Annotated in this window: 17 protein-coding genes and 2 pseudogenes; 11 read left to right on the top strand and 8 right to left on the bottom strand. The window is 73.3% G+C overall.

What is annotated here, in order from left to right:
• The first annotated feature begins 96 nt into the window (after positions 1-96).
• Positions 97-2,565 (top strand): helix-turn-helix domain-containing protein, encoded by a 2,469-nt coding sequence (locus tag ACWCXH_RS32370; protein WP_449805061.1) that lies wholly within the window; start codon positions 97-99, stop codon positions 2,563-2,565.
• Positions 2,566-2,568: 3 nt separating this feature from the next.
• On the opposite strand, the gene ACWCXH_RS32365 is transcribed toward ACWCXH_RS32370, so the two are convergent.
• Entirely contained in the window at positions 2,569-3,801 is a 1,233-nt protein-coding gene (locus ACWCXH_RS32365; RefSeq protein ID WP_449805060.1) for a threonine synthase, read from the bottom strand.
• A 70-nt stretch (positions 3,802-3,871) separates the two neighbouring features.
• Positions 3,872-4,783: a glutaminase gene (locus ACWCXH_RS32360; protein ID WP_449805080.1), complete on the bottom strand. Its 912-nt coding sequence runs from the start codon at positions 4,781-4,783 to the stop codon at positions 3,872-3,874.
• 265 nt (positions 4,784-5,048) lie between these two features.
• On the opposite strand from ACWCXH_RS32360, the gene ACWCXH_RS32355 reads away from it, so the two are divergent.
• The 6 genes and pseudogenes from ACWCXH_RS32355 (at position 5,049) to ACWCXH_RS32330 (ending at position 11,891) form a co-directional block, all read left to right on the top strand.
• The gene (locus ACWCXH_RS32355) at positions 5,049-6,476 is read left to right on the top strand and encodes a hypothetical protein (RefSeq protein ID WP_449805059.1); all 1,428 of its coding nucleotides are present in this window, start codon (positions 5,049-5,051) and stop codon (positions 6,474-6,476) included.
• Complete coding sequence (locus ACWCXH_RS32350; RefSeq protein WP_449805058.1) at positions 6,473-7,618, top strand: ARPP-2 domain-containing protein; 1,146 nt, start codon at positions 6,473-6,475, stop codon at positions 7,616-7,618. The genes ACWCXH_RS32355 and ACWCXH_RS32350 overlap by 4 nt, the downstream gene beginning before the upstream one ends.
• A 171-nt stretch (positions 7,619-7,789) precedes the next feature.
• Positions 7,790-8,989: pseudogene (locus ACWCXH_RS32345) on the top strand (glycoside hydrolase family 27 protein); the annotation flags it as partial.
• 161 nt (positions 8,990-9,150) lie between these two features.
• A complete protein-coding gene (gene dnaK, locus ACWCXH_RS32340; RefSeq protein ID WP_449805057.1) occupies positions 9,151-11,001 on the top strand; it encodes a molecular chaperone DnaK in 1,851 nt (616 codons plus the stop codon).
• Entirely contained in the window at positions 10,998-11,255 is a 258-nt protein-coding gene (locus tag ACWCXH_RS32335; protein WP_449805056.1) for a DUF6213 family protein, read from the top strand. The genes dnaK and ACWCXH_RS32335 overlap by 4 nt, the downstream gene beginning before the upstream one ends.
• A 300-nt stretch (positions 11,256-11,555) precedes the next feature.
• The gene (locus tag ACWCXH_RS32330; RefSeq protein WP_449805055.1) at positions 11,556-11,891 is read left to right on the top strand and encodes a putative quinol monooxygenase; all 336 of its coding nucleotides are present in this window, start codon (positions 11,556-11,558) and stop codon (positions 11,889-11,891) included.
• Between the two features lie 31 nt (positions 11,892-11,922).
• Here ACWCXH_RS32330 and ACWCXH_RS32325 read toward each other — a convergent pair whose 3' ends face one another.
• Positions 11,923-12,270 carry a VOC family protein gene (locus ACWCXH_RS32325; RefSeq protein WP_449805054.1) on the bottom strand — a complete coding sequence of 116 codons (348 nt, stop codon included), beginning with the start codon at positions 12,268-12,270 and terminating at the stop codon, positions 11,923-11,925.
• 174 nt (positions 12,271-12,444) lie between these two features.
• On the bottom strand, positions 12,445-12,939 hold the full coding sequence (locus tag ACWCXH_RS32320) for an anthrone oxygenase family protein (protein ID WP_449805053.1): 495 nt from the start codon (positions 12,937-12,939) through the stop codon (positions 12,445-12,447).
• A gap of 148 nt (positions 12,940-13,087) precedes the next feature.
• Between ACWCXH_RS32320 and ACWCXH_RS32315 the strand changes: the two genes are divergently transcribed.
• The 4 genes and pseudogenes from ACWCXH_RS32315 to ACWCXH_RS32300 form a co-directional block, all read left to right on the top strand.
• On the top strand, positions 13,088-14,095 hold the full coding sequence (locus ACWCXH_RS32315) for an AraC family transcriptional regulator (protein ID WP_449805052.1): 1,008 nt from the start codon (positions 13,088-13,090) through the stop codon (positions 14,093-14,095).
• 134 nt (positions 14,096-14,229) lie between these two features.
• Positions 14,230-14,637, top strand: a complete 408-nt coding sequence (locus ACWCXH_RS32310) for a YciI family protein (RefSeq protein ID WP_449805051.1) — start codon at positions 14,230-14,232, stop codon at positions 14,635-14,637.
• 9 nt (positions 14,638-14,646) lie between these two features.
• Positions 14,647-15,792, top strand: coding sequence for an RNA polymerase sigma factor (locus ACWCXH_RS32305; protein ID WP_449805050.1), 1,146 nt, complete (start codon positions 14,647-14,649; stop codon positions 15,790-15,792).
• Positions 15,793-15,892: 100 nt separating this feature from the next.
• Positions 15,893-16,237 (top strand): annotated as a pseudogene (locus ACWCXH_RS32300) (sterol carrier protein domain-containing protein); the annotation flags it as partial.
• Between the two features lie 75 nt (positions 16,238-16,312).
• Here the strand turns inward: ACWCXH_RS32300 and ACWCXH_RS32295 are convergent.
• The 4 genes from ACWCXH_RS32295 to ACWCXH_RS32280 are packed head-to-tail and all read right to left on the bottom strand — an operon-like array spanning position 16,313 to position 19,676.
• The gene (locus ACWCXH_RS32295) at positions 16,313-16,762 is read right to left on the bottom strand and encodes a helix-turn-helix transcriptional regulator (RefSeq protein ID WP_449805049.1); all 450 of its coding nucleotides are present in this window, start codon (positions 16,760-16,762) and stop codon (positions 16,313-16,315) included.
• 30 nt (positions 16,763-16,792) lie between these two features.
• The gene (locus tag ACWCXH_RS32290) at positions 16,793-17,656 is read right to left on the bottom strand and encodes an alpha/beta fold hydrolase (protein WP_449805048.1); all 864 of its coding nucleotides are present in this window, start codon (positions 17,654-17,656) and stop codon (positions 16,793-16,795) included.
• Positions 17,653-18,141, bottom strand: coding sequence for an SRPBCC family protein (locus ACWCXH_RS32285; protein ID WP_449805047.1), 489 nt, complete (start codon positions 18,139-18,141; stop codon positions 17,653-17,655). The genes ACWCXH_RS32290 and ACWCXH_RS32285 overlap by 4 nt, the downstream gene beginning before the upstream one ends.
• 23 nt (positions 18,142-18,164) lie before the next feature.
• On the bottom strand, positions 18,165-19,676 hold the full coding sequence (locus ACWCXH_RS32280; RefSeq protein ID WP_449805046.1) for an FAD-binding protein: 1,512 nt from the start codon (positions 19,674-19,676) through the stop codon (positions 18,165-18,167).
• Positions 19,677-19,930: the final 254 nt, after the last annotated feature.

Genomic DNA, 19,930 nt, shown 5'->3' with positions numbered 1-19,930 from the left:
CCGGGGGACAGGACACGGCACCGGCCATTTGTGACCGGCCGTCACGGTAGGCTCACTGGTGGACGTGAGCATGCAAGACCATGGGGGATTGCCGGAGTGACGGACGAACTCGGCGCGCTGTTACGGCGATTGCGGAAGGAAGCGGGGCTGACGCAGGAACAGCTCGCGGAGAAGGCCGAGGTGAGCGTGCGGACGATCCGCCGGCTGGAGCGCGGCGGGTCCACCGACCACCGGCTCGGGACGGTGCTCCTGATCGCGGACGCGCTCGGCGCCTCACCCGAGGACCGGCGGCGGCTGGCGGCGATCATCACCGACGGGCGCGACTGGACGGAGAAACCGGAACACGGACCCGGGGCTCCGAAGCCGGAAGCTCTGGAATCCGCCGCGCCACCACCACCACCACCACCACCCGCGCCCGCCACGCACGCCGCACCGGCCGCGCCCCCGATCCCGGCCGCCCTCGCCGACGCCGCCGACGAGCTCGCCCGCGAGGTCCGCCGCCGCTGGCGCCGCGAGGAGGAGCAGCGCCGGGTGCACGACCCGTTCCCACTCCCGGTGCGCTGGCAGCGGGCGCCCGAGGGCCTGATGGACCGTCCGGAGAACGTCCAGCGCCTCGCGCCCGGCGAGCCGGCCGGCCGCCTGGACCTCGACGGCGACCTCCGCTCGGTGGCCGAGGTCTACGGGCAGATCCCGTCCGGCCGCCTGGCGGTGCTCGGCCGGGCCGGCTCGGGCAAGTCGATCCTGACGATCCGTTTCGTCCTGGACCACCTGCGGGCCAGGGCCACCCCGGACCGGGTGCCGGTGATCTTCAGCCTCGGCTCCTGGGACCCGACGACCACCTCCCTGCGCGACTGGCAGATCGACCTGCTCCTGCGCGACCACCCGCACCTCGTCGGCCGGGGCCCCGGCGGCGGCACGCTCGCCGCCGCACTGATCGACGCCGACCTCGTCCTGCCGGTCCTGGACGGCTTCGACGAGATCGCCGAGGGACTGCGCCAGGACGCCCTCGACGCGCTCAACGCCACCTCCCAGCCGCTCGTCCTGACCAGCCGGCGCGCCGAGTTCGCCGAGGCGGTGGAGGCGGCGAGCACGCCCCTCGTGTGGGCCGCCGGAATCGAGCTCACCGACCTCACCCCCGCCGACCTCGCCGACTACCTGCCCCGCACGGCCCGCCCGGTGACCACCGGTCCCGGCGGGCCCGAGCCCCTGTGGGACACCGTCCTCTCAGAGCTGCGCACCCGCCGCACGGACGCCGGCGAGCGCCTCGCCCGCGTCCTGAGCACCCCGCTGATGGTCATCCTGGCGCGGACGATGTACAGCGACGCCCCCGACCGCAGACCCGCCGAACTCCTCGACGGCGACCGGTTCCCCACCGAGCACGCGCTGGAGGAGCACCTCCTCGCCGGCTTCGTCCCCGCCCTCTACCGCCGCCGCGCCCCCGAACGCGAGCCCGTCGCCGGACGCCGGCCGCGCACCTGGGACGCGCAGCGCGCCGAGCGCTGGCTCGGCTACCTCGCCGACCACCTGGTCCGGCACGACCGGCCCGACCTCGCGTGGTGGCAGATCGGCGGCTCGGTGCGCCGCCCGGCCCGGATCCTCGCCACCGTGCTGGCCGCCTCGCTGTGCGTCACCATGGCGGAGTGGCTGGTCGGCGTGGTGCTGGACGTGGTCTACGCGAGCAACCTGGAGGTGAAGGGGGAGCGGTACCTCCTGGAGGGCGTCATCGTCGGGCCGATCGCCGGCCTCGCCGTCGGCGCCGTCTACGCGGTCATGACGGTCTTCGGCGGCCTCGCCCTGGAACCCACCTACGTCCGGCTCCGGCTGTTCGCCCGCCACCACGGCGGCGGACCGCGCTCGGTCCGCGTGTTCACCGGCCGGTTCGCGGCCATCATGCTCGGCGGCACCGTGATCGGCCTCGGCGTCGCGCCAGCCCAGACGATCCAGCGAGCGCTGTACTTCGGCATCCCGCTGGCCGACGGCGAGGTGATCAAGGGCATGCTGATCAACATGCTGGTGTACGGGCTGATCTTCGGCTCCGCCGCCGGCGTGGTGTTCGGGCTCACCAGCATGCTCGAAGCGCCGCTGGACACCGCCTCGGCGGCCACCCCGGTCGCCCTGCTGACCTCGAACCGGACCACCGTCAGCCGCCAAGTGCTCGTCCTCGTCCCGGCGTTCACGCTCGCGATCGCCCTCGGCGGCCGTGTGATCGTCGTCGTGCTCCGCGGCCCGCTCGGCGGCCTGTACTGGCCGCTCGCGGACGGGCTCTACATCGGCGCCATCGGCGGCATCGGCGGCACCCTCGCCTACGCGCTCGGCTTCACCGCCTGGGGGCAGTGGATCATCCTCACCCGCGTCTGGCTCCCGCTGACCGGGCGCCTGCCGTGGAACGTCGCGGCGTTCCTGGACGACGCCTACCGGCGCGGCGTGCTGCGCCAGACCGGGGCCGTCTACCAGTTCCGCCACCTTCGGCTGCAGTACCACCTCGGCCACACGTTCCGGCGGGAGCACGCCCACTACCGGCAGGCCACCTTCCCCGAGGCGGCCGGCGTCCCCTCGGCGCCGTAGCGCTCAGCCGCGGATCCCGGCCGCCGCCAGCCTGCGCTCCACCTCGTCCCACCCGGGGGCGACGAGCGCGGTCGGCCGGGATCCGACGCCGAGGTCCTTGAACCCGCTGGACGTCGACACGCAGACCACCGGGCCCTCGACCTCACCGGTGGCGCGCAGCCCGGCCAGCCCGGCCGCGGCGGACAGCTCCGTCCACAGCCCGGCCCGGGCCAGCTCCCGCTGGGCGGCGACCAGCCGGGCGTCCTCCAGGGCGAGCGCCCGCCCCCCGCTGCCGCGCACCGCGAGCACCCCGCGGTAGCCGCTGACCGTGCTGACGATCGAGTACGCGTCGGTGGGCCTGCGTTCGGCGTGCGCCGCCGGCAGGCCCGCCCGCACGGCGCGGGCGAGCGGCGCGGCGGCGGCCGGCTCGCACGAGAAGATCCGCGGCACCCGGTCGGTCACGCCGAGCCTGCGCAGCTCGACGAACCCCTTCCAGACGCCGAACAGCAGCTCGCCGTACCCGGTCGGCACGAACACCGCGCCCGGCACGCCGAGGTCCCGGTGGATCTCGTACGCGACGGTCTTGTACCCCTCGGGCCCGTACGCGTGGCCGGTGTGCGTCGTGGTGAGGTTGCTGACCGGGTGCAGGCCCAGCCGCTCGACCACCTGCCGCATCAGCGGCCACCGCGCCTCCCACGGCACCGGCAGCACCACCGCGCCGTACGCGCCCAGGAACGAGTCGACGGCGGGCGGCAGGCTCGGACCCGTGAACACCACGCACGGCAGCCCGGCCCGCGCGGCGTACGCGGCGGCGGAGGCGCCGTGGTTGCCGGAGGAGGCCACGGCGATCCCGGGCGCCCCCGCGGCCACGGCGGCGCTCACCGTGCAGCGGTTCAGCCGGTCCTTGTGGCTCCACGTGGGGTTGCGCGACTCGTCCTTGACGTACACCCCCGGCTCCAGCTCCACCAGCGGCGTGCCGCCCTCGCCGAGGCCCGGCGCGAGCAGGGGCGGCAGCAGTGGCGCCCAGCGTTCCAGCCCGGCGGGGCCGTTCGCCGGGGCGTTCGACGAGCCGGACGCCGGGCCGAACAGGGCCTCGACGTCCACCTTGTCGTAGGCGTAGTCGACCTCGGCGGGGTAGGAGACCTCCTCCGTGCTCGTCCTCGGGCAGCCCGCCGTCAGCGGCGGCAGGAGCGGATAGTCGATCGTCGCATCGCCCAGCGAGCGCTGACCGGTGGCGAGGGAACCGTCGGAAGCCATGGGCCGACCCTACGGCGGCCACTGACCACCTGTCAGAGGAAACCGTCAGAGAAACCCGTCAGGGGAACGCTCAGAAGATCGAGCAGCCCGACAGCGTGGTCATCGCGTCCAGCGCGGCCACCGCCGCCACCGAGTTGCCCGCCTGGTCCAGCCGCGGCCCCCACGCGCACACCGCGGCCCGCCCCGGCAGTATCGCGAGGATGCCCCCGCCCACGCCGCTCTTGCCCGGAAGCCCGACCCGGAACGCGAACTCGCCCGCCGCGTCGTACGTCCCGCACGTCAGCAGCACGGCGTTGACGCGCTTCGCCTCGCTGCGCGACATCATCCGCGAGCCGTCCGCGCGCACGCCGTACCGGGCCAGGACGGAACCGGCCAGCACGAGGTCGCGGCAGCTGGCCGCGATCGCGCAGTGCGCGTAGTAGTGGTCGAGGACGGCCTCGACCGGGTTCTCCAGGTTGCCGTGGCTCGCGATGAAGTGCGCCAGTGCGGCGTTGCGGTGGCCGTGCTCGGCCTCCGACGCGGCCACCACCGGGTCGGTGTCCAGCAGCGGGTTGCCCGCCTCGCGGCGCAGGAACTCGCGCACCGCCCCGGCCGCGTCGCCGGTCAGGCTCTGCAGCCGGTCGGTGACCACGATCGCGCCCGCGTTGATGAACGGATTGCGCGGGATCCCGTGCTCCGTCTCCAGCTGCACCAGCGAGTTGAACGGGTTGCCGGACGGCTCCCGCCCCACCCCGCGCCACAGCCCGTCCCCGCCGTACGACAGCGCCAGCACCAGGCTGAACAGCTTCGAGACGCTCTGGATCGAGAACGGCCGCTCCCAGTCCCCTACCCCGAACAGCTCCCCGTCCACGGTCGCGACGGCCATCCCGAACGCCTCCGGATCGGCCGCCGCCAGCGCCGGGATGTAGTCCGCGACCTGCCCCTGACCCGTCGTCGCCCGCGCGGCGATCTCCGCCGCCTCCAGCAGCCCCCGATAGTCCAGGCTCTCCCCGACGGGCACACCGTTCACCGCTGTTCCTCCACATGCGCACGCTTTCGGTCCCGATTATCCCTGCTCGGAGGTCGTCCCCGCGCTCGGGGCGGCTCCCCGGCCCCGGGGCCCGCACCGCGCCCTGCTACCGTCGTCGGGCCGGCCGCGGGACTCCGGTGCGACTTCCGGAACGTGCCTTTACCGCAATGATTCGCAGCTCGCGCCCCCATTCCCCGGCCGGCACCCCCGCCCCGACCGCTGAAAGGCCCGGAAGGCCATGGACGCGTACGCCGACCTGATCGCCGCCGACGACGTGCTGCTCTTCGTCAACGCCGCGATCACCGCCACCGGCCAGCGCGAGTTCCACGCCACCGCCGAGCAGCAGCAGCTCTCGCTCGACTTCCTGCACGAGTACGTGCGCGTCAACTACCGCGAGCCCTACGCCGCCACGCTCGCCCTCGACATCAACGACCACAACGCCGCGCTCGTCATCCGCCACCTGCTGGAGACCACCCGCGACGCCACCCCCGACCAGCGCCGCACCGAGGGCCGGCTCATCGCCCGCCGCCTCGCCCTCCTGCCCCCGCAGCGCGTCTACAAGCTGATCGGCGAACTGCGGCGGCGCAAGGTCAACAACCGCCGCACCCGCGCCGTCCTGCGCGACTGGCTCGCCGCCCGCCCCGACCAGGCCCTCGACGCCGTCAAGTACCGCTCCGGCCTCAAGCGCGCCCTGCGCCACGCCCACCTGCGCCCCGGCCACGACGAGGTCGGCGCGTTCCTCTTCGCCCGCGTCGCCCGCGTGCCGTACCGCACCCCGCTCCTCGACGCCTGGCGCCGCGCCCACTACGAGCAGGGCGCCCTCTACGAACTGCCCTACACCGTCGCCGAGGGCTTCGCCCGGCGCCACGGCATTCCGCGCGGCGCGTTCCTCGACCGCATCGCACCCCGCATGACCAGCCTCGAACGGCTGCGCCTCCAGGAGTCCGCCCGCGGTCACGGCGCCACCGTCGCCACCGACCTCGCCCGCATGCCGCTCACCCGGCTCGCCACCTACGTCCTCGCCCTGCCGGCCGCCGACCGCGTCGCCCGCCGCACCGAGCTGACCGACGCCCTGCGGGCCGCCGCCCGGCGCGCCGCCGGGGCGCAGGCGGGCACGTGGGGGCGGGTCGCGGCGGTGCTCGACGACTCGTTCTCGGCCTACGGCTCGGGCGTCAAGCGCCGTCGCCCGCTGGCCGTCGCGCTCGCCTGCCACTTCCTGCTGGAGGCCCTCGCCTCCGACTACACCGCGCACTGGACCACCGGCCGCACCGACGCCCTCCTCGCCCACCCGCACGGGCCCACCCCGCTCGGCCGCCGCATCCTCGACGCGCTCGACACCGCCCCGCGGCGCCTCGTGATCGTCTCCGACGGCTGGGACAACGCCCCGCCCGGCCTGGCCGCCGAGGTGCTGCGGGTCTGGCGCACCCGGCTCGACCCCGAGCGGCACACCGGCATCGTCCACCTGAACCCCGTCTACGACGCCGACGGCTTCGACGTCCGCCGCCTCGCCCCGACCGTGCCCACCGCCGGACTGCGCGACGCCGAGGACCTGCCCGCCCTCGTCGAGTTCGCCCGCTTCGCCGAAGGCCGCACCGACCTCGGCGAGTTGACCGCCCACCTCGCCGCGTGCACCGCCCGCTTCCTCGCGGCCGGGGAGGCCCGATGACCCCCACCGCGTTCCGCCTCGACCTCGCCGGCCTCGACACCCGGCCCGCCCAGGTGTGGGGCGGCGTGCGGCTCGTCCCGCTCGTGCGCGACGAGCCGATCGCCGACCTGCGCCTGCACCAGGAGCTGTACGACGGCGAGTACGCCTCGATCCGCGTCGACCGGCGCAACTCCTACACCTCGTACGTCCCGCACGGCTTCGTCGCCGACTGGACCCGCGACGGCACCCCCGCCGCCGCGTACGGCACCCAGCTGACCGGCACCGCGCCCGAACGCGTCCGGTTGCAGCCTCCCCGCCGGATGGCCAAGCGCGACGGCCGCACCCGCCTGCGCTTCCTGCCCCTGCACCTCGCCATGGAGGGCTACCTCGCCCTGCACTTCGGCGGGCCGACCATCGCGTGGGAGGAGTGGTCCCAGCAGGCCCTGCGCCGCGGCCTGTCACCGCGCGCCGAGGAGGCCTACAGCGGCGCCCAGGTGCGCGGACTCGCCGACGCCCTGCGGGTGTTCGAGATCCACCCCGGCCAGTGCGGCGTCGCCGTGTACGTCGCCGACGCGCTCGCCGCCGCGTTCGTGCTGCCGCACCCCGACGACTACCGCGTCCTGCACCGCAGCCTCCTCCTGGACCTGTACGGCGAGCTGATCCACCATTACGCGACCTTCGCCGCACCCGTCCCCGACTTCCGCGCCGACCTGAGCTCGACCTCCATACGCTCCCTCGCCGACCTGCGCGCCGCCGTCGACGAGCAGGAACGCGCCTGGTCCCGCTTCCACTCCACGACCATGGCCGACGGCCTCCTCGACGCCGACTACCGGACCCACACCGTCCACCGCATGGCCCGCTTCACCCTCTCCCGCTTCCTCCCCGACTTCCGTCCCAAGCGGGAGAACCACATCGGCGAGGCCATCACCGACGAGACCGGCCGCCTCGCCTACCTCAAGACCTTCCGCCTCTCCGAGGCCCAGGTCCGCCGCGGGCACCTCCTCGACCGCCTCGCCGCCCACGACTGGCACCTCCCGAAGGCCGCCGCCGCCCTCGGCCTCACGGAAGCCCAGTTCGGCCTCCGCCTCGAAGGCGCGGGCTTCGGCCACATCCTCCGCAAGGACATCCTCGACCACTACCGCAAGCAGGCCCGAGCCCGTTAGCGGGACGCAGCGGACGTTCACGAACCGGAGCGACAGGCCCCAACTCGGCGGGCCCCGGCGCGAAACCACATGGCGCGCCGTCAGTTCGCCTGCGGGAACGGCGTGGTGTCATGGGAGACCAGGTCCGCACGGCGGCCTCGGCCCGATCCTCTCCCGATCCCTGGAGCGACAATGCGCAAGACGTGGGCGGTGCTGCTCACCACCGTGCTGAGCGCGGCATTCCTGACCGGCTCCCCGGCCACCCCCGCCGCCGCGGTCGCCGAGGCCCTGGCCCTGACACCGCCGATGGGCTGGAACGACTGGAACGCCTTCGGCTGCAAGGTCGACGAGCAACTGGTCGAGCAGACCGCCGACGCGCTCGTCGCCACCGGCCTGCGGGCGGCCGGTTATCAGTACGTCAACATCGACGACTGCTGGATGGCCCCGCAGCGCGACGCCGAGGGCCGGCTCGTGCCCGACCCGGTGAAGTTCCCGCACGGCATCGAGGCCGTGGCCGACCACGTCCACTCCCGCGGCCTCAGACTCGGCATCTACGAGAGCGCCGGCACACTGACCTGCGCCGACCTGCCCGGCAGCCTCGGTCACGAACAGCAGGACGCCGACACCTTCGCCGCCTGGGGCGTGGACTACCTGAAGTACGACAACTGCCACGGCGAAGGCGTCCCCGCCCGGCAGCGCTACCGGACGATGGCCGACGCGCTGGCCCGCACCGGGCGCCCGATCGTCTACAGCCTGTGCAACTGGGGCCTGGAGGACGTACCGAGCTGGGGTGCCACCGTCGGCCAGCTGTGGCGCACCACGAGCGACATCGCCCCCACGTTCGAAAGCGTGCTGGAGATCTTCCACGTCAACGTCACCCTCGCGGACGCCGCCCGGCCCGGCGCGTGGAACGACCCCGACATGCTGGAGGTCGGCAACGGCATGACGGCGGACGAGGAGCGGGCCCACTTCTCACTGTGGGCGGCGATGGCCGCTCCGCTGCTCGCCGGCACGGACCTGCGCACCGCGAGCCCGGGAACGCTGGCGCTGCTGGGCAACACCGAGGTCATCGCCGTCGACCAGGACCCGCTGGGCCGCCAGGGCCGGGCGGTGAGCATGGACGGTGGTGTCGACGTGCTGGCCAAGCCGCTCGTCGACGGCAGCGTGGCCGTGACCCTCTTCAACGAGACCGGGCAGAGCACCCGTGTCTCGACCACGGCCGCGGCCGTCGGCCTGGGCGCCGCACCCGGCTACGTGGTGCGTGACCTGTGGGAGCACACCACCACCACGTCCGCCGGCGCCATCGGCGCCGCGGTGCCCCCGCACGGCGCCGCGATGTTCCGCGTCACCCCGATCGGCCACACCGCCACCGGGGCTTCGGCCGGCGGGAGTTCCGGGACCTGATCGTCCGCACCCGGATCCGGTCGGCCGGCCGTCCCCCGCCGCCGGGCCCGGCCCCCGCTTGACCCCGGTCCGTTCGGGATCTATGCCTTTAAGAGTGGGGCACAACGCTCCGGGGAGGATCCTGTGGGGGAGGATGCAGGAGGCCGGAGATGACACGCGCAGTCGGGATCGACCTGGGTACCACCAACTCGGTGGTCTCCGTCCTGGAGGGCGGCGAGCCGGCCGTCATCGCGAACACCGAGGGTGCCCGGACGACACCCTCCGTGGTGGCCTTCGCGAAGGGCGGGGAGGTCCTGGTCGGGGAGGTGGCCAAGCGCCAGGCCGTCACCAACGTCGACCGCACCGCCCGGTCCGTGAAGCGGCACATGGGCGAGAGCGCCTGGCACTTCCCCGAGACCGGCGACGTCGACGGCAAGCGCTACACCGCGCAGGAGGTATCCGCCCGGGTGCTCCAGAAGCTCAAGCGCGACGCGGAGTCCTACCTCGGCGAGACCGTCACGGACGCCGTGATCACCGTCCCCGCCTACTTCAACGACGCCCAGCGCACCGCGACCAAGGAGGCCGGCGAGATCGCCGGGCTCAAGGTGCTGCGCATCATCAACGAGCCGACCGCCGCCGCCCTCGCCTACGGCCTGGACAAGGAGAACGAGCAGACCGTGCTCGTCTTCGACCTGGGCGGCGGCACCTTCGACGTGTCCCTCCTGGAGATCGGCGAGGGCGTCGTCGAGGTGAAGGCCACCAACGGCGACACCCACCTCGGCGGCGACGACTGGGACCAGCGGGTCGTCGACCACCTGGTCACGCAGTTCAGGAACGGCTACGGCATCGACCTCGCCAAGGACAAGATGGCCGTCCAGCGCCTGCGGGAGGCCGCCGAACGGGCCAAGGTGGAGCTGTCCTCGGCGACCGAGACGACGATCAACCTGCCCTACATCACGGCCTCCGCCGAGGGCCCGCTGCACCTCGACCAGAAGCTCACCCGCGCGCAGTTCCAGCAGCTCACCACCGACCTCCTGGAGCGCTGCAAGGAGCCCTTCCGGCAGGCGGTGAAGGACGCGAAGATCAAGATCGGCGACATCGACCACGTCATCCTGGTCGGCGGCTCCACCCGGATGCCCGCGGTGACCGACCTCGTGAAGGAACTCACCGGCAAGGACCCGCACAAGGGCGTCAACCCGGACGAGGTCGTCGCCATCGGCGCCTCGCTCCAGGCCGGCGTACTGAAGGGCGAGGTCAAGGACGTCCTGCTGCTCGACGTCACCCCGCTGTCCCTCGGCATCGAGACCAAGGGCGGCATCATGACCAAGCTGATCGAGCGCAACACCACCATCCCCACGAGGCGCTCGGAGATCTTCACCACCGCCGAGGACAACCAGCCGTCCGTGCAGATCCAGGTCTTCCAGGGCGAGCGCGAGATCGCCGCGTACAACAAGAAGCTCGGCATGTTCGAGCTCACCGGCCTCGCCCCCGCCCCGCGCGGGATCCCGCAGATCGAGGTCACCTTCGACATCGACGCCAACGGCATCATGCACGTCGCCGCCAAGGACCTCGGCACCGGGCGCGAGCAGAAGATGACCGTCACCGGCGGCTCGGCGCTGCCCAAGGACGACATCGACCGGATGGTCCGCGAGGCCGAACAGCACGCCGAGGAGGACCGCCGCCGCAAGGAGGCCGCCGAGACCCGCAACTCCGCGGAGCAGCTCGCCTACTCGACGGAGACGTTCCTCCGGGACAACCAGGACAAGATCCCGGGCGACGTGAGGAGCGAGGTCGAGACGGCCCTGGGCGAGCTGAAGGAGAAGCTCAAGGGCGAGGACGAGGTCGCGATCCGCACCGCGAGCGAGCACCTCGCGCAGGTGAGCCAGAAGCTGGGCCAGGCCCTCTACGGCCAGGCCCCGGCAGGTGGCGGGAGCACGACCGCGCCTCCGCCGTCCGACGACGAGGTCGTCGACGCCGAGATCGTCGACGACGAGAAGGGCGAGAAGGGGAGGCAGTCGTGATCCAGGTGAACGTCCCCGTGCTGTTCCCGCACAGCGGCGGCGTACTGATCCCCGCCGTCGAGGTCACCACCATGCTGCGCCGCGTCGCGATCGCCTGGGTCGGTCTCGCCGACGGCGAGGACGGCGAGACCGACTACGACCCGGACACCGTCCGCGCCCTGGCCGGCGCCCTCGCCAAGATCGCCGACCAGATCGACGTCGAGTGCATCGCCTTCGCCTCCGGCCCCGCGGCCGACCCGGGCCCCCGTCCCTGACCCGGTCGCCTCCCCGGCCACGTCCCAGCGTTCGTCCATCCGGGCCAGGACCGGCGTGCCGTCGACGGCTTCGAGACCGGCGGATCGCCCGTACCTCGAAGTGCCCGTCCGCCATGGCCCGCTCCGCTCGGTGGTCGGTGCTCCCGCTCCGTCTGATCCGTCCGATCGGTCCCATCATCCCCCGCAACGGTCGAAGGAGCCCGGGGCACTCGTTCGGTGGTCACCGCTGTTGCGGCCCCGGCGGGCGACCGCAAGGTGGAAGCAGGAAGACCGTCCCCGAGGAGCGACAGGCGGAGCACCATGCCGATCTACCAGACCGCGCACTACCGAGTGAACGCCGAGGCCGTCGAGCGAGTCCTGGCGGCGATCGAGGAGTTCGTCGGCTACGTCGCCGCGCACGAGCCCGACACCTGGATGTACACCGTTTGGCAGCAGAAGGACGACCCGACCCGCTTCGTCCACCTCTTCACCTTCGCCGACGAGGCCGCCCACCAGGCGCACGGCAGCTCCGAGGCGGTGCGCCGGTTCGAGGCGGTCTACTCGCCCGAACTGGCCGAGGGGCCGGTGGTCTTCACCGGCTACCACCTGGTCGCCACCAACGCCGGCCGGCGGGCGGCCGCTTCGGGTTCGCCCTGAACCGGGTCCGAACCGGGTGCTCCCGACCGGGTCAGAGCCCGTGGGCGGTGGCATGCCGGGGCTGGTAGAGGCCCAGCTCGCCGCCGCCCGGGAGGCGCAGGGCGGTCTTGCGGCCCCAGCCGACGGAGGTGACGGGCTCGGTGAACTCCACGCCCCGGTCGGTGAGGTCGCGGACGGTGGCGTCGACGTCGTCGCACATCAGGAACAGCTCGTGGGAGGGCGAGCCGGCCGGGTGGACGGCGATCTCGGCCGGGGGCAGCCTGAAGACCAGCCAGCCGCCGCCCGCGTCGACGTGCGGCCAGCCGAGCACGTCGCGGAGGAAGGCGCGGTCGGCTTCCGCGTCGCGGCTGTGAACGATCAGGTGGGCGCCATTGATCATGTACTCACGGTAACCAGTGGCGGGGCTCACTGCCTCCGGAGACCGCCTGGGACGTCGGCCGCTCCAGCCGCCCGGCCGCCCCGGGGTCGCCGTTGCTCCCCCCGCCGCGCCCGCCCACTCGTCACGTCACGCCGGACGGTACCGCCGCGGCCCCCGGTTTGCGGGCCGGTGGCGCTACGCGTTCCCATCGAGCACGAGCGCCCACGCCAGGCAGCCCAGCGCCGCCGTGCACAGCACCGCCCGCAGGACGTTGAACCGCACCCAGCGCTCCTCGAACGCGCGCCGCACCGCCGCCGGATCCGCGATCCGCGCCGGCGAACCGGCCGCCTCCAGCCGGTCGTTGAGGGGGATGTTGACCGACCGCGTGACACCGATGTTCCCCAGGTACAGCACCAGCGCCGCGATGGTGGCGGGCAGCGCGTCGTGCCCCTCCGAGGGCAGGTGCAGCGCGACGGCGGCCGCGGTGAACAGCAGCGCGCCGACGTAGCCGAGCACGAACCAGCCGTTGAGGATCGCGACGTTCACCCTCTGCATCACGTCGATGAACGTGCGGTCGTCGACCCGCCGCAGCGCGGGCATGACGGAGCACGAGTAGGCGTAGAACAGTCCCGCGGCCAGCCCGCAGGTGATCGTCGCCGCCACGAGCACGAGTGTGCGCGACAGTTCCATCTCGAAGGGCCCCTCACTGTGTGTCCAGGTCCGTCCCCGTGCGCGTCGATCATCCGGCACGGACGGGTGTCAAGGCCACCCCGACCGCTCAAGACCCCCTCAAATGACGACCAGTCAACTCATGCTCCCACGTCTACACTTGACGCCCATGGACACCCTGACCGGACTCCTCGACGGCCCGAAGGCGCGCGGGGCGTTCCTACTGCGCTCGATCCTCACCCCGCCGTGGTCGCTGCGCATCGAGGACCGCGCGCCGCTGTCGGTGGTCACCATGGTCCGCGGAGACGCGTGGATCCTCCCCGAGCGCGGCACGCCGCTGCTCCTGCACCCCGGCGACGTCGCCATCGTGCGCGGGCCCGCGCCGTACACCGTCGCCGACGACCCCGACACGCCCGTCGACGTGATCGTCGGCCCCGGCCAGCAGTGCTCACGCGGCGGCGTCGACGTGTCCGAGGCCATGGCGCTCGGCGTCCGCACGTGGGGCCAGGGCAACGAGCGCGACGGCGCCTCGTCCGTCGTCCTGTCCGGCACCTACCAGGCCGAGCACGAGATCGGCCAGCGCCTCCTCGCGTGCCTGCCCGCCCTCCTCGTCCGCCCGGCCGGCACCGCCGCGGACGACACCCTCGTCCACCTCCTCGCCGCCGAGATAGGGCGCAACGAGCCCGGCCAGGAGCTCGTCCTGGACCGCATCCTCGACCTGCTGGTCGTCTCCGTCCTCCGCGCCTGGCTCGCCGCCCCCGACTCCGGCGCCCCCGCCTGGTACCGGGCCCAGCACGACCCCGTCGTCGGCCCCGTGCTGCGCCTCATGCACGACGACCCGGCCACCCCGTGGACCGTCGCCGACCTCGCCCAGAAGGTCGGCGTCTCGCGCGCGGGCCTCGCCCGACGCTTCACCGCCCTCGTCGGCGAGCCCCCGATGGCCTACCTCGCCGGCTGGCGCCTCGCCGTCGCCGCCGACCTCCTCCGCGAGCCCGAGTGCACCGTCGCCTTCGCGGCGCGCAAGGTCGGCTACAGCAACGCCTTCGCCCTCTCGGCGGCCTTCAAGCGCGTGCGCGGCATCAGCCCCCAGGAGCACCGCCGGCTCGCCGTCACCGGCACCCCGAACCCGACCCCGGGCTTCTCCGGCCCCGCCGAGACGGTCGTCCTCGCCGGCTGATCGGACGGTCACTCCCCGTAGCCGTCCGGACGCCGGAAAAATTCCTCGCCGACGATGTCGAGAACCCGAGCCCGGCTCCGTCCCCGGGGTGAACGCGACCACAATGGGTCGCACAGCACCGAGGAGAGAGACCCATGGCCAAGTACCTGCTGCTCAAGCACTACCGCGGCGCCCCGGCTCCGATCAACTGCGCGCCGATGGACCAGTGGACGCCCGAGGAGGTCTCGGCGCACATCCGGTACATGCAGGACTTCGCGGCCCGGCTGGAGAAGACCGGCGAGTTCGTCGACGGCCAGGCCCTCGCGCCCGAGGGCACGTGGGTCCGGTACGACGGCGAGGGCCGCCCGCCCGTCACCGACGGCCCGTTCCCCGAGACCAAGGACCTCATCGCCGGCTGGATGGTGATCGACGTCGACAGCTACGAGCGCGCCGTCGAGCTCGCCGGCGAGCTCTCGGCCGCACCCGGCGCGGGCGGCGAGCCGATCCACGAGTGGCTGGAGCTCCGCCCGTTCCTCGCCATGCCGCCCACCGTCACGGAGTGACCCGCCCCGATGGATGAAGCACTGCTCCGGAGCCTCACCCCGGGCGTGCTCGGCGCCCTCGTCCGCCGCGGAGCCGACTTCGCGGCGGCCGAGGACGCCGTCCAGGACGCCCTGGTCGAGGCCCTCCGCGTCTGGCCGGCCGACCCCCCGCGCGACCCGAAGGGCTGGCTGGTCACCGCGGCCTGGCGCAAGTTCCTCGACGCGGCCCGGGCGGACACCGCCCGCCGCCGGCGCGAGGACCGCGCCGACGACGAACCGGCGCCCGGGCCCGCGCCCGCGGCCGACGACACGCTCCAGCTCTACTTCCTGTGCGCCCATCCGTCGTTGACGCCGGCCTCCGCCGTCGCACTCACGCTGCGCGCCGTCGGCGGGCTGACCACCCGCCAGATCGCCCAGGCCTACCTGGTGCCCGAGGCGACCATGGCACAGCGCATCAGCCGGGCCAAGCGCACCGTCGCCGGCGTGCGGTTCGACCAGCCCGGCGACGTCGCCACCGTGCTGCGCGTCCTCTACCTGGTCTTCAACGAGGGCTACTCCGGAGACGTCGACCTCGCCGCCGAGGCCATCCGGCTCACCAGGCAGCTCGCCGCCGCCATCGACCACCCCGAGGCCGCGGGGCTGCTCGCCCTCATGCTGCTCCACCACGCCCGCCGCGCCTCCCGCACGGCACCCGACGGCGGCCTCGTGCCGCTCGCCGAACAGGACCGCACCCGGTGGGACACCGGGCTGATCGCCGAGGGCGTCGGGATCCTCCAGGCGGCCCTCGCCCGCGACCGCCTGGGCGAGTTCCAGGCGCAGGCCGCCGTCGCGGCGCTCCACGCGGACGCGCGGACCGTCGAGGAGACCGACTGGGTGCAGATCGTCGAGTGGTACGACGAACTGGCGCGCCTGACGGACAGCCCGGTCGTCCGCCTCAACCGCGCGGTCGCCGTGGGCGAGGCCGACGGCGCGCGCGCCGGGCTGGCGGCGCTCGCGACGCTGGACGCCTCGCTGCCCCGCCACACCGCCGCGGCCGCATACCTCCACGAGCGCGACGGCGACCTCGCGACGGCGGCCCGGCTGTACGCCGAGGCGGCCCACAAGGCGCCCAACCTGGCCGAGCGCGACCACCTGACGCGCCAGGCTGCCCGCCTCAACGCCCGCCTGCGCGGGTGAGGCGCCGCCCGTAATCCGGTTGACCCGGCGGCGCGGCAACGCTGCACTGTGGCGCGGGGCACCACGAGCCGTGGTGCCGGCACCCAGGGGAGGCAGCGGCACCGACTGGCTGTGGGTGCGGCTGCTGGACGTCCCGCGCGCGCTCACCGCGCGCGGCTGGTTCACGGACGGCGAGCTCGTCCTCGACGTCGACGACCCGTTCCTCGGCGAGCACACCCGCCACTTGCTGACCGTCCGGGACGGCAAGGCCGACTGCGTCCCGACGGACCGGTACCCCGACCTGTCCCTGGACGTTCGCGACCTGGGCTCTGTCTACCTCGGCGGTACCGCCCCGAGCACGCTCGTGCGCGCCGGGCACATCCGGGCCCACCACCCGGGCGCGGCCACCCTCGCCGACGCCCTCTTCCGCGCCGAGCGCCCACCGCACTGCCTGCACTGGTTCTGACGGCCGGCGGGCCGGTGCGTCCGCCGTGGCCGCACGCGCGGAGTCGGACGTCCCGGTGGAGCCGGGGCGTCCGACCTACCTGCCGGTGGCGGGCTTCGCCCCGCCGCTCTTGACCGGCCGGGTGTGGATCTTGGCGATGCAGGCCGGCAGCGCGGCACCGTCCTCGTGCTCGCGGGCCCGGTACGCGCTCGGGGTCTCGCCGACCAGCTCGGTGAAGCGCGAGCTGAACGACCCCAGCGACGTACAGCCCACCTCCATGCACACCTCCGTCACCGTGAGGTCGCCCCGCCGCAGCAGCGCCTTGGCCCGCTCGATCCGCCGGGTCATGAGGTAGCTGTACGGCGTCTCCCCGTACGCGGTGCGGAAGCTGCGCGAGAAGTGGCCCGGCGACATGAGGGCGGTGCGCGCCAGCGCCGTGACGTCCAGTGGCTGCGCGTAGTCGCGATCCATCATGTCCCGGGCCTTGCGGAGCCGGACGAGGTCGTCGAGCGGTACGCGGGACGCGTTACCGGCGGCTCTGCTCATCGATGACGTCTCCCGGGTCGGGCCACTGCGTTACGACCGAGGGTACCCGGCGGTGCGGGCGATGAGCCCCGTAATGTGGTGGGTGATCCGCTCCGGGCTCTCCAGCGGCAGGTTGTGGCCGCTGCGCGGGATCGTGTGCAACTGGGTGTCCGGCAGCGCCTGGGTCAGGTGGTGGCTGTGGTTCGGGTTGACGATCTTGTCCTGGGTGCCGGTGAGGACCGCCGTGGGCGTGGTGATGCGGGCGAGCTGCGGCCGCAGGTCCATGTCGTGCGTCGCACCGAAGTAGGCGGCCCGGATGGCGGGCGGGGTGTTCGCGAACAGCTGCCGGTTCTGCTCGCGCGTGGCGTGGGCCGCGGTCGGCGCGTGCGTCTTGCTGAGCAACTGGCGCCCGAGCCACGGCACTCGGAGCGCTCGCGTGAAGAGCTGACTGCCCATCATCCGAATCTCGCCGGCCGGCGTCACCTGGTCGTGCGCGGCCGTCGACGCGAGCAGCAGGGCGGCGAGCCGCTGCGGAGCGGCGTCCGGCGTGGTGGTGTGGAGGTGCGCCGCGTAGGCGAGGGCCGCGTAGCCGCCGCCGGAGTGGCCGGCCACGACGACGGGCCGCTCGGGGGAGAGCGTGTCGACGACCGTCGCGAGGTCCTGCCCGAGCCGGGCGATGCTGAGCGGCTGCTCCCCGGTGGTGGACGCCGCGTGCCCCCGCTGGTCGTACGCGGCCACGGTGTGTCCGGCGGCGGTGAGCTGCTGGGCGACGGCGTGCCAGATCGTGCGTGAGGCGGCCCACCCGTGGACCAGCACGACGAGCGGGCCGTCCGGGGCCGGGGTCTCGGGGTGGTGGAGGGTGACGGCGAGCCGGGCGCCGTCGTCGGTGGTGATGGTGCGGTCGGTCGTCGTCATGCCTTCGTCTCCTTGCCCTTGATGGTGTCGAGGTGGGTGTGGAGCTGGGTGAGGGCGCGCTGGGTCTGCTGGGAGTGCTTGGTGCCGAGGTGGGCGAGCTTGTCGAGGAGGGCGGGCCAGCCGTGGGGGGTGCTGGTGAAGGTGAGGGTGAGGCGGGTGCGGGTGTTGTCGTCCAAGGGGGTGAGGGTGTAGGCGAGTTGGCCGGTGAAGTGGCCGGTGAGGGTGGTGGTGAGCTGGCGGCCCTCGTCGAGGTGGGTGGTGGTGGCGGTGAAGCGGAGCTTCGGACCGGGCTTGCCGACGCCGTTGGGGTGGACGGTGATCTGGGAGGTGCCGCCCTTGTGCTGGGGACCGGTGGCTCCGGGCTGGAAGGTGTTGTGGGGGGTCCACCAGTTGGCGGCGCCGTTGAGTTCGGTGACGAGGGCGTGCCAGACGCGGTGGGTGGGGTGGTCGAGGATGGTTTCGTCGATGACGTCGATGGTGTGCACGGGGGTTGGCCTTTCGGGGTTCGTCAGAGGATGTGCTGGCCGGGGGTGAGGGTGTGGCGGGGGTCGTGGTGCTGCTTGGCGGTGGTGAGGGTGGTCCAGCGGGCGCCGTAGTGGCGCTGCCAGTCGGCGGTGGTCATGTTGGGGATGGCACCGACGAGGTAGCGCTTGGCGCCCAGGCGGACGGCGGCTTCGTAGAGGTCGCGGTTGCGCTGGAGCGCGGGGGCGGGGTCGGTGCCCGGCGCGGGGAAGGTGAGGAAGTCGAAGAGGTAGGCGGTGGGGTGGTCGGGGGTCATGGCGAGGGGCCGGGTGACCTTGTTCGTGGGGAACGGGTAGAAGAGGAGGAGGCCCGCGCCGAGGTCGGTGGGGGTGACCCGGCTGAGGGCGTACTGGGCGAACTCCTGGGCCCGGTCGGCGGGGAGGAACAGGCTGAGCCAGGGCTTGGGGACGTTCCAGTACCCGAGGGTCTTGAGGTTGGTGGCGAAGGCGTCGACGCGGAACGTGTAATCGCGGTAAGTGGTATCGGTGATCTGGGTGTCGCCGGGCACGGGTGACAGGCCGGCGAGCAGGGGAGCGGCGTTGGGGGGTGTGGTGCCGTTGTAGTGCGCGACGGCCTCGATCTTGTAACGGGCGCGGGGCGTGGGGTTGGCGGGGGAGCGGGGCAGCAGGATCTCGCCGACCTGGCCGTCGAAGCGGCCGTCGGCCATGATGCGCTCCTGGTCGGCGCAGTAGGCGGCGATGTCGTCGTAGAAGAGCAGGAAGACGCGCGCGTTCTCCGGGGCCTTGGTGAGGGCGACGGTGGCCCGGGTGATGATGCCGACCTGGCCGGCGCCCGCGAGGGCGGCCTCGAACAGGCCGCGGTTGCGGGTGGGCGAGGCGGTCAGGAGGCGGCCGGTGCCGGTGACGATCTCGATCTCGCTGACGGTGTCGGCCTGCAGGCCGTGCTTCTGGACGGCGTTGCCGATGCCGCCGACGCTGATCGTGCCGCCGATGGACAGGTGGAGGTAGTCGGTGAGGCACGGCGGGGTGAGGCCCCGCGCGAGGGCGGTGTTGGTGAGCTGGGCCCAGGTGACGCCGGGGTCGACGACGGCGTGGGTGGGGGTGATGGCGTGGATGGTGTCGAGCGAGCGGGCGTCGATGGCGATCCCGCCGGGGACGGCCGCCTGGCCGTAGTTGGAGTGGGACTCGTACTCGCCGTCGGTGCCGCCCTGCCCGTTCACGGCGACGGTGAGACCGGTCTTGTTGGCGTAGTCGATGATGGCCGCGATGTCGCGGGCGGAGCGGGGCCGTAGGACGGCGCGGGGGGTGTTGTGCGTGAGGCGCCCGAAGTCGTCGGAGAAGGCGGCGAGGGTGGCGGCGTCGGTGGTGAGGGTGCCGTCGAGGGCGGGCACGGGGACGACGTCGCGCCCGTAGGCACCGGGACCCTCGTCGTCGGCGGTGGTGTCGGTGGCCCAGGCGCGGGTGGCGGTGTTCCAGCCGATGACGGCGGAGGCCGCGCCGGCGATCAGCGTCCGTCGGGACAGGCCGGGTGTGTGCATGTCGGTGGTCTCATTCCGGTGATGGTGATGGGTCGGTCGGGTGTGGTGTGCCGGGGGATGCCGCTTGGGCCTGGCCCCCTGTTCCGCCGTGGTGATGGGTGGGGCCGGCCTTCGCGGGCGCGCTGTTCGGTTGTCTGAGGTTTCCGGGCTCTCGTCAGACCTGTGTGGTGGTTTGGTAGTTGGTGTGGTCGAAGTGGTGGGTTTGGTTGTGGTATTTCCGGGTGTAGGTGGGCCAGATGGTGGGGTTGTTGCCG

The organism is Kitasatospora sp. NPDC001660, assembly GCF_053596725.1.
This window is presented reverse-complemented; position numbering and strand designations above follow the sequence as displayed.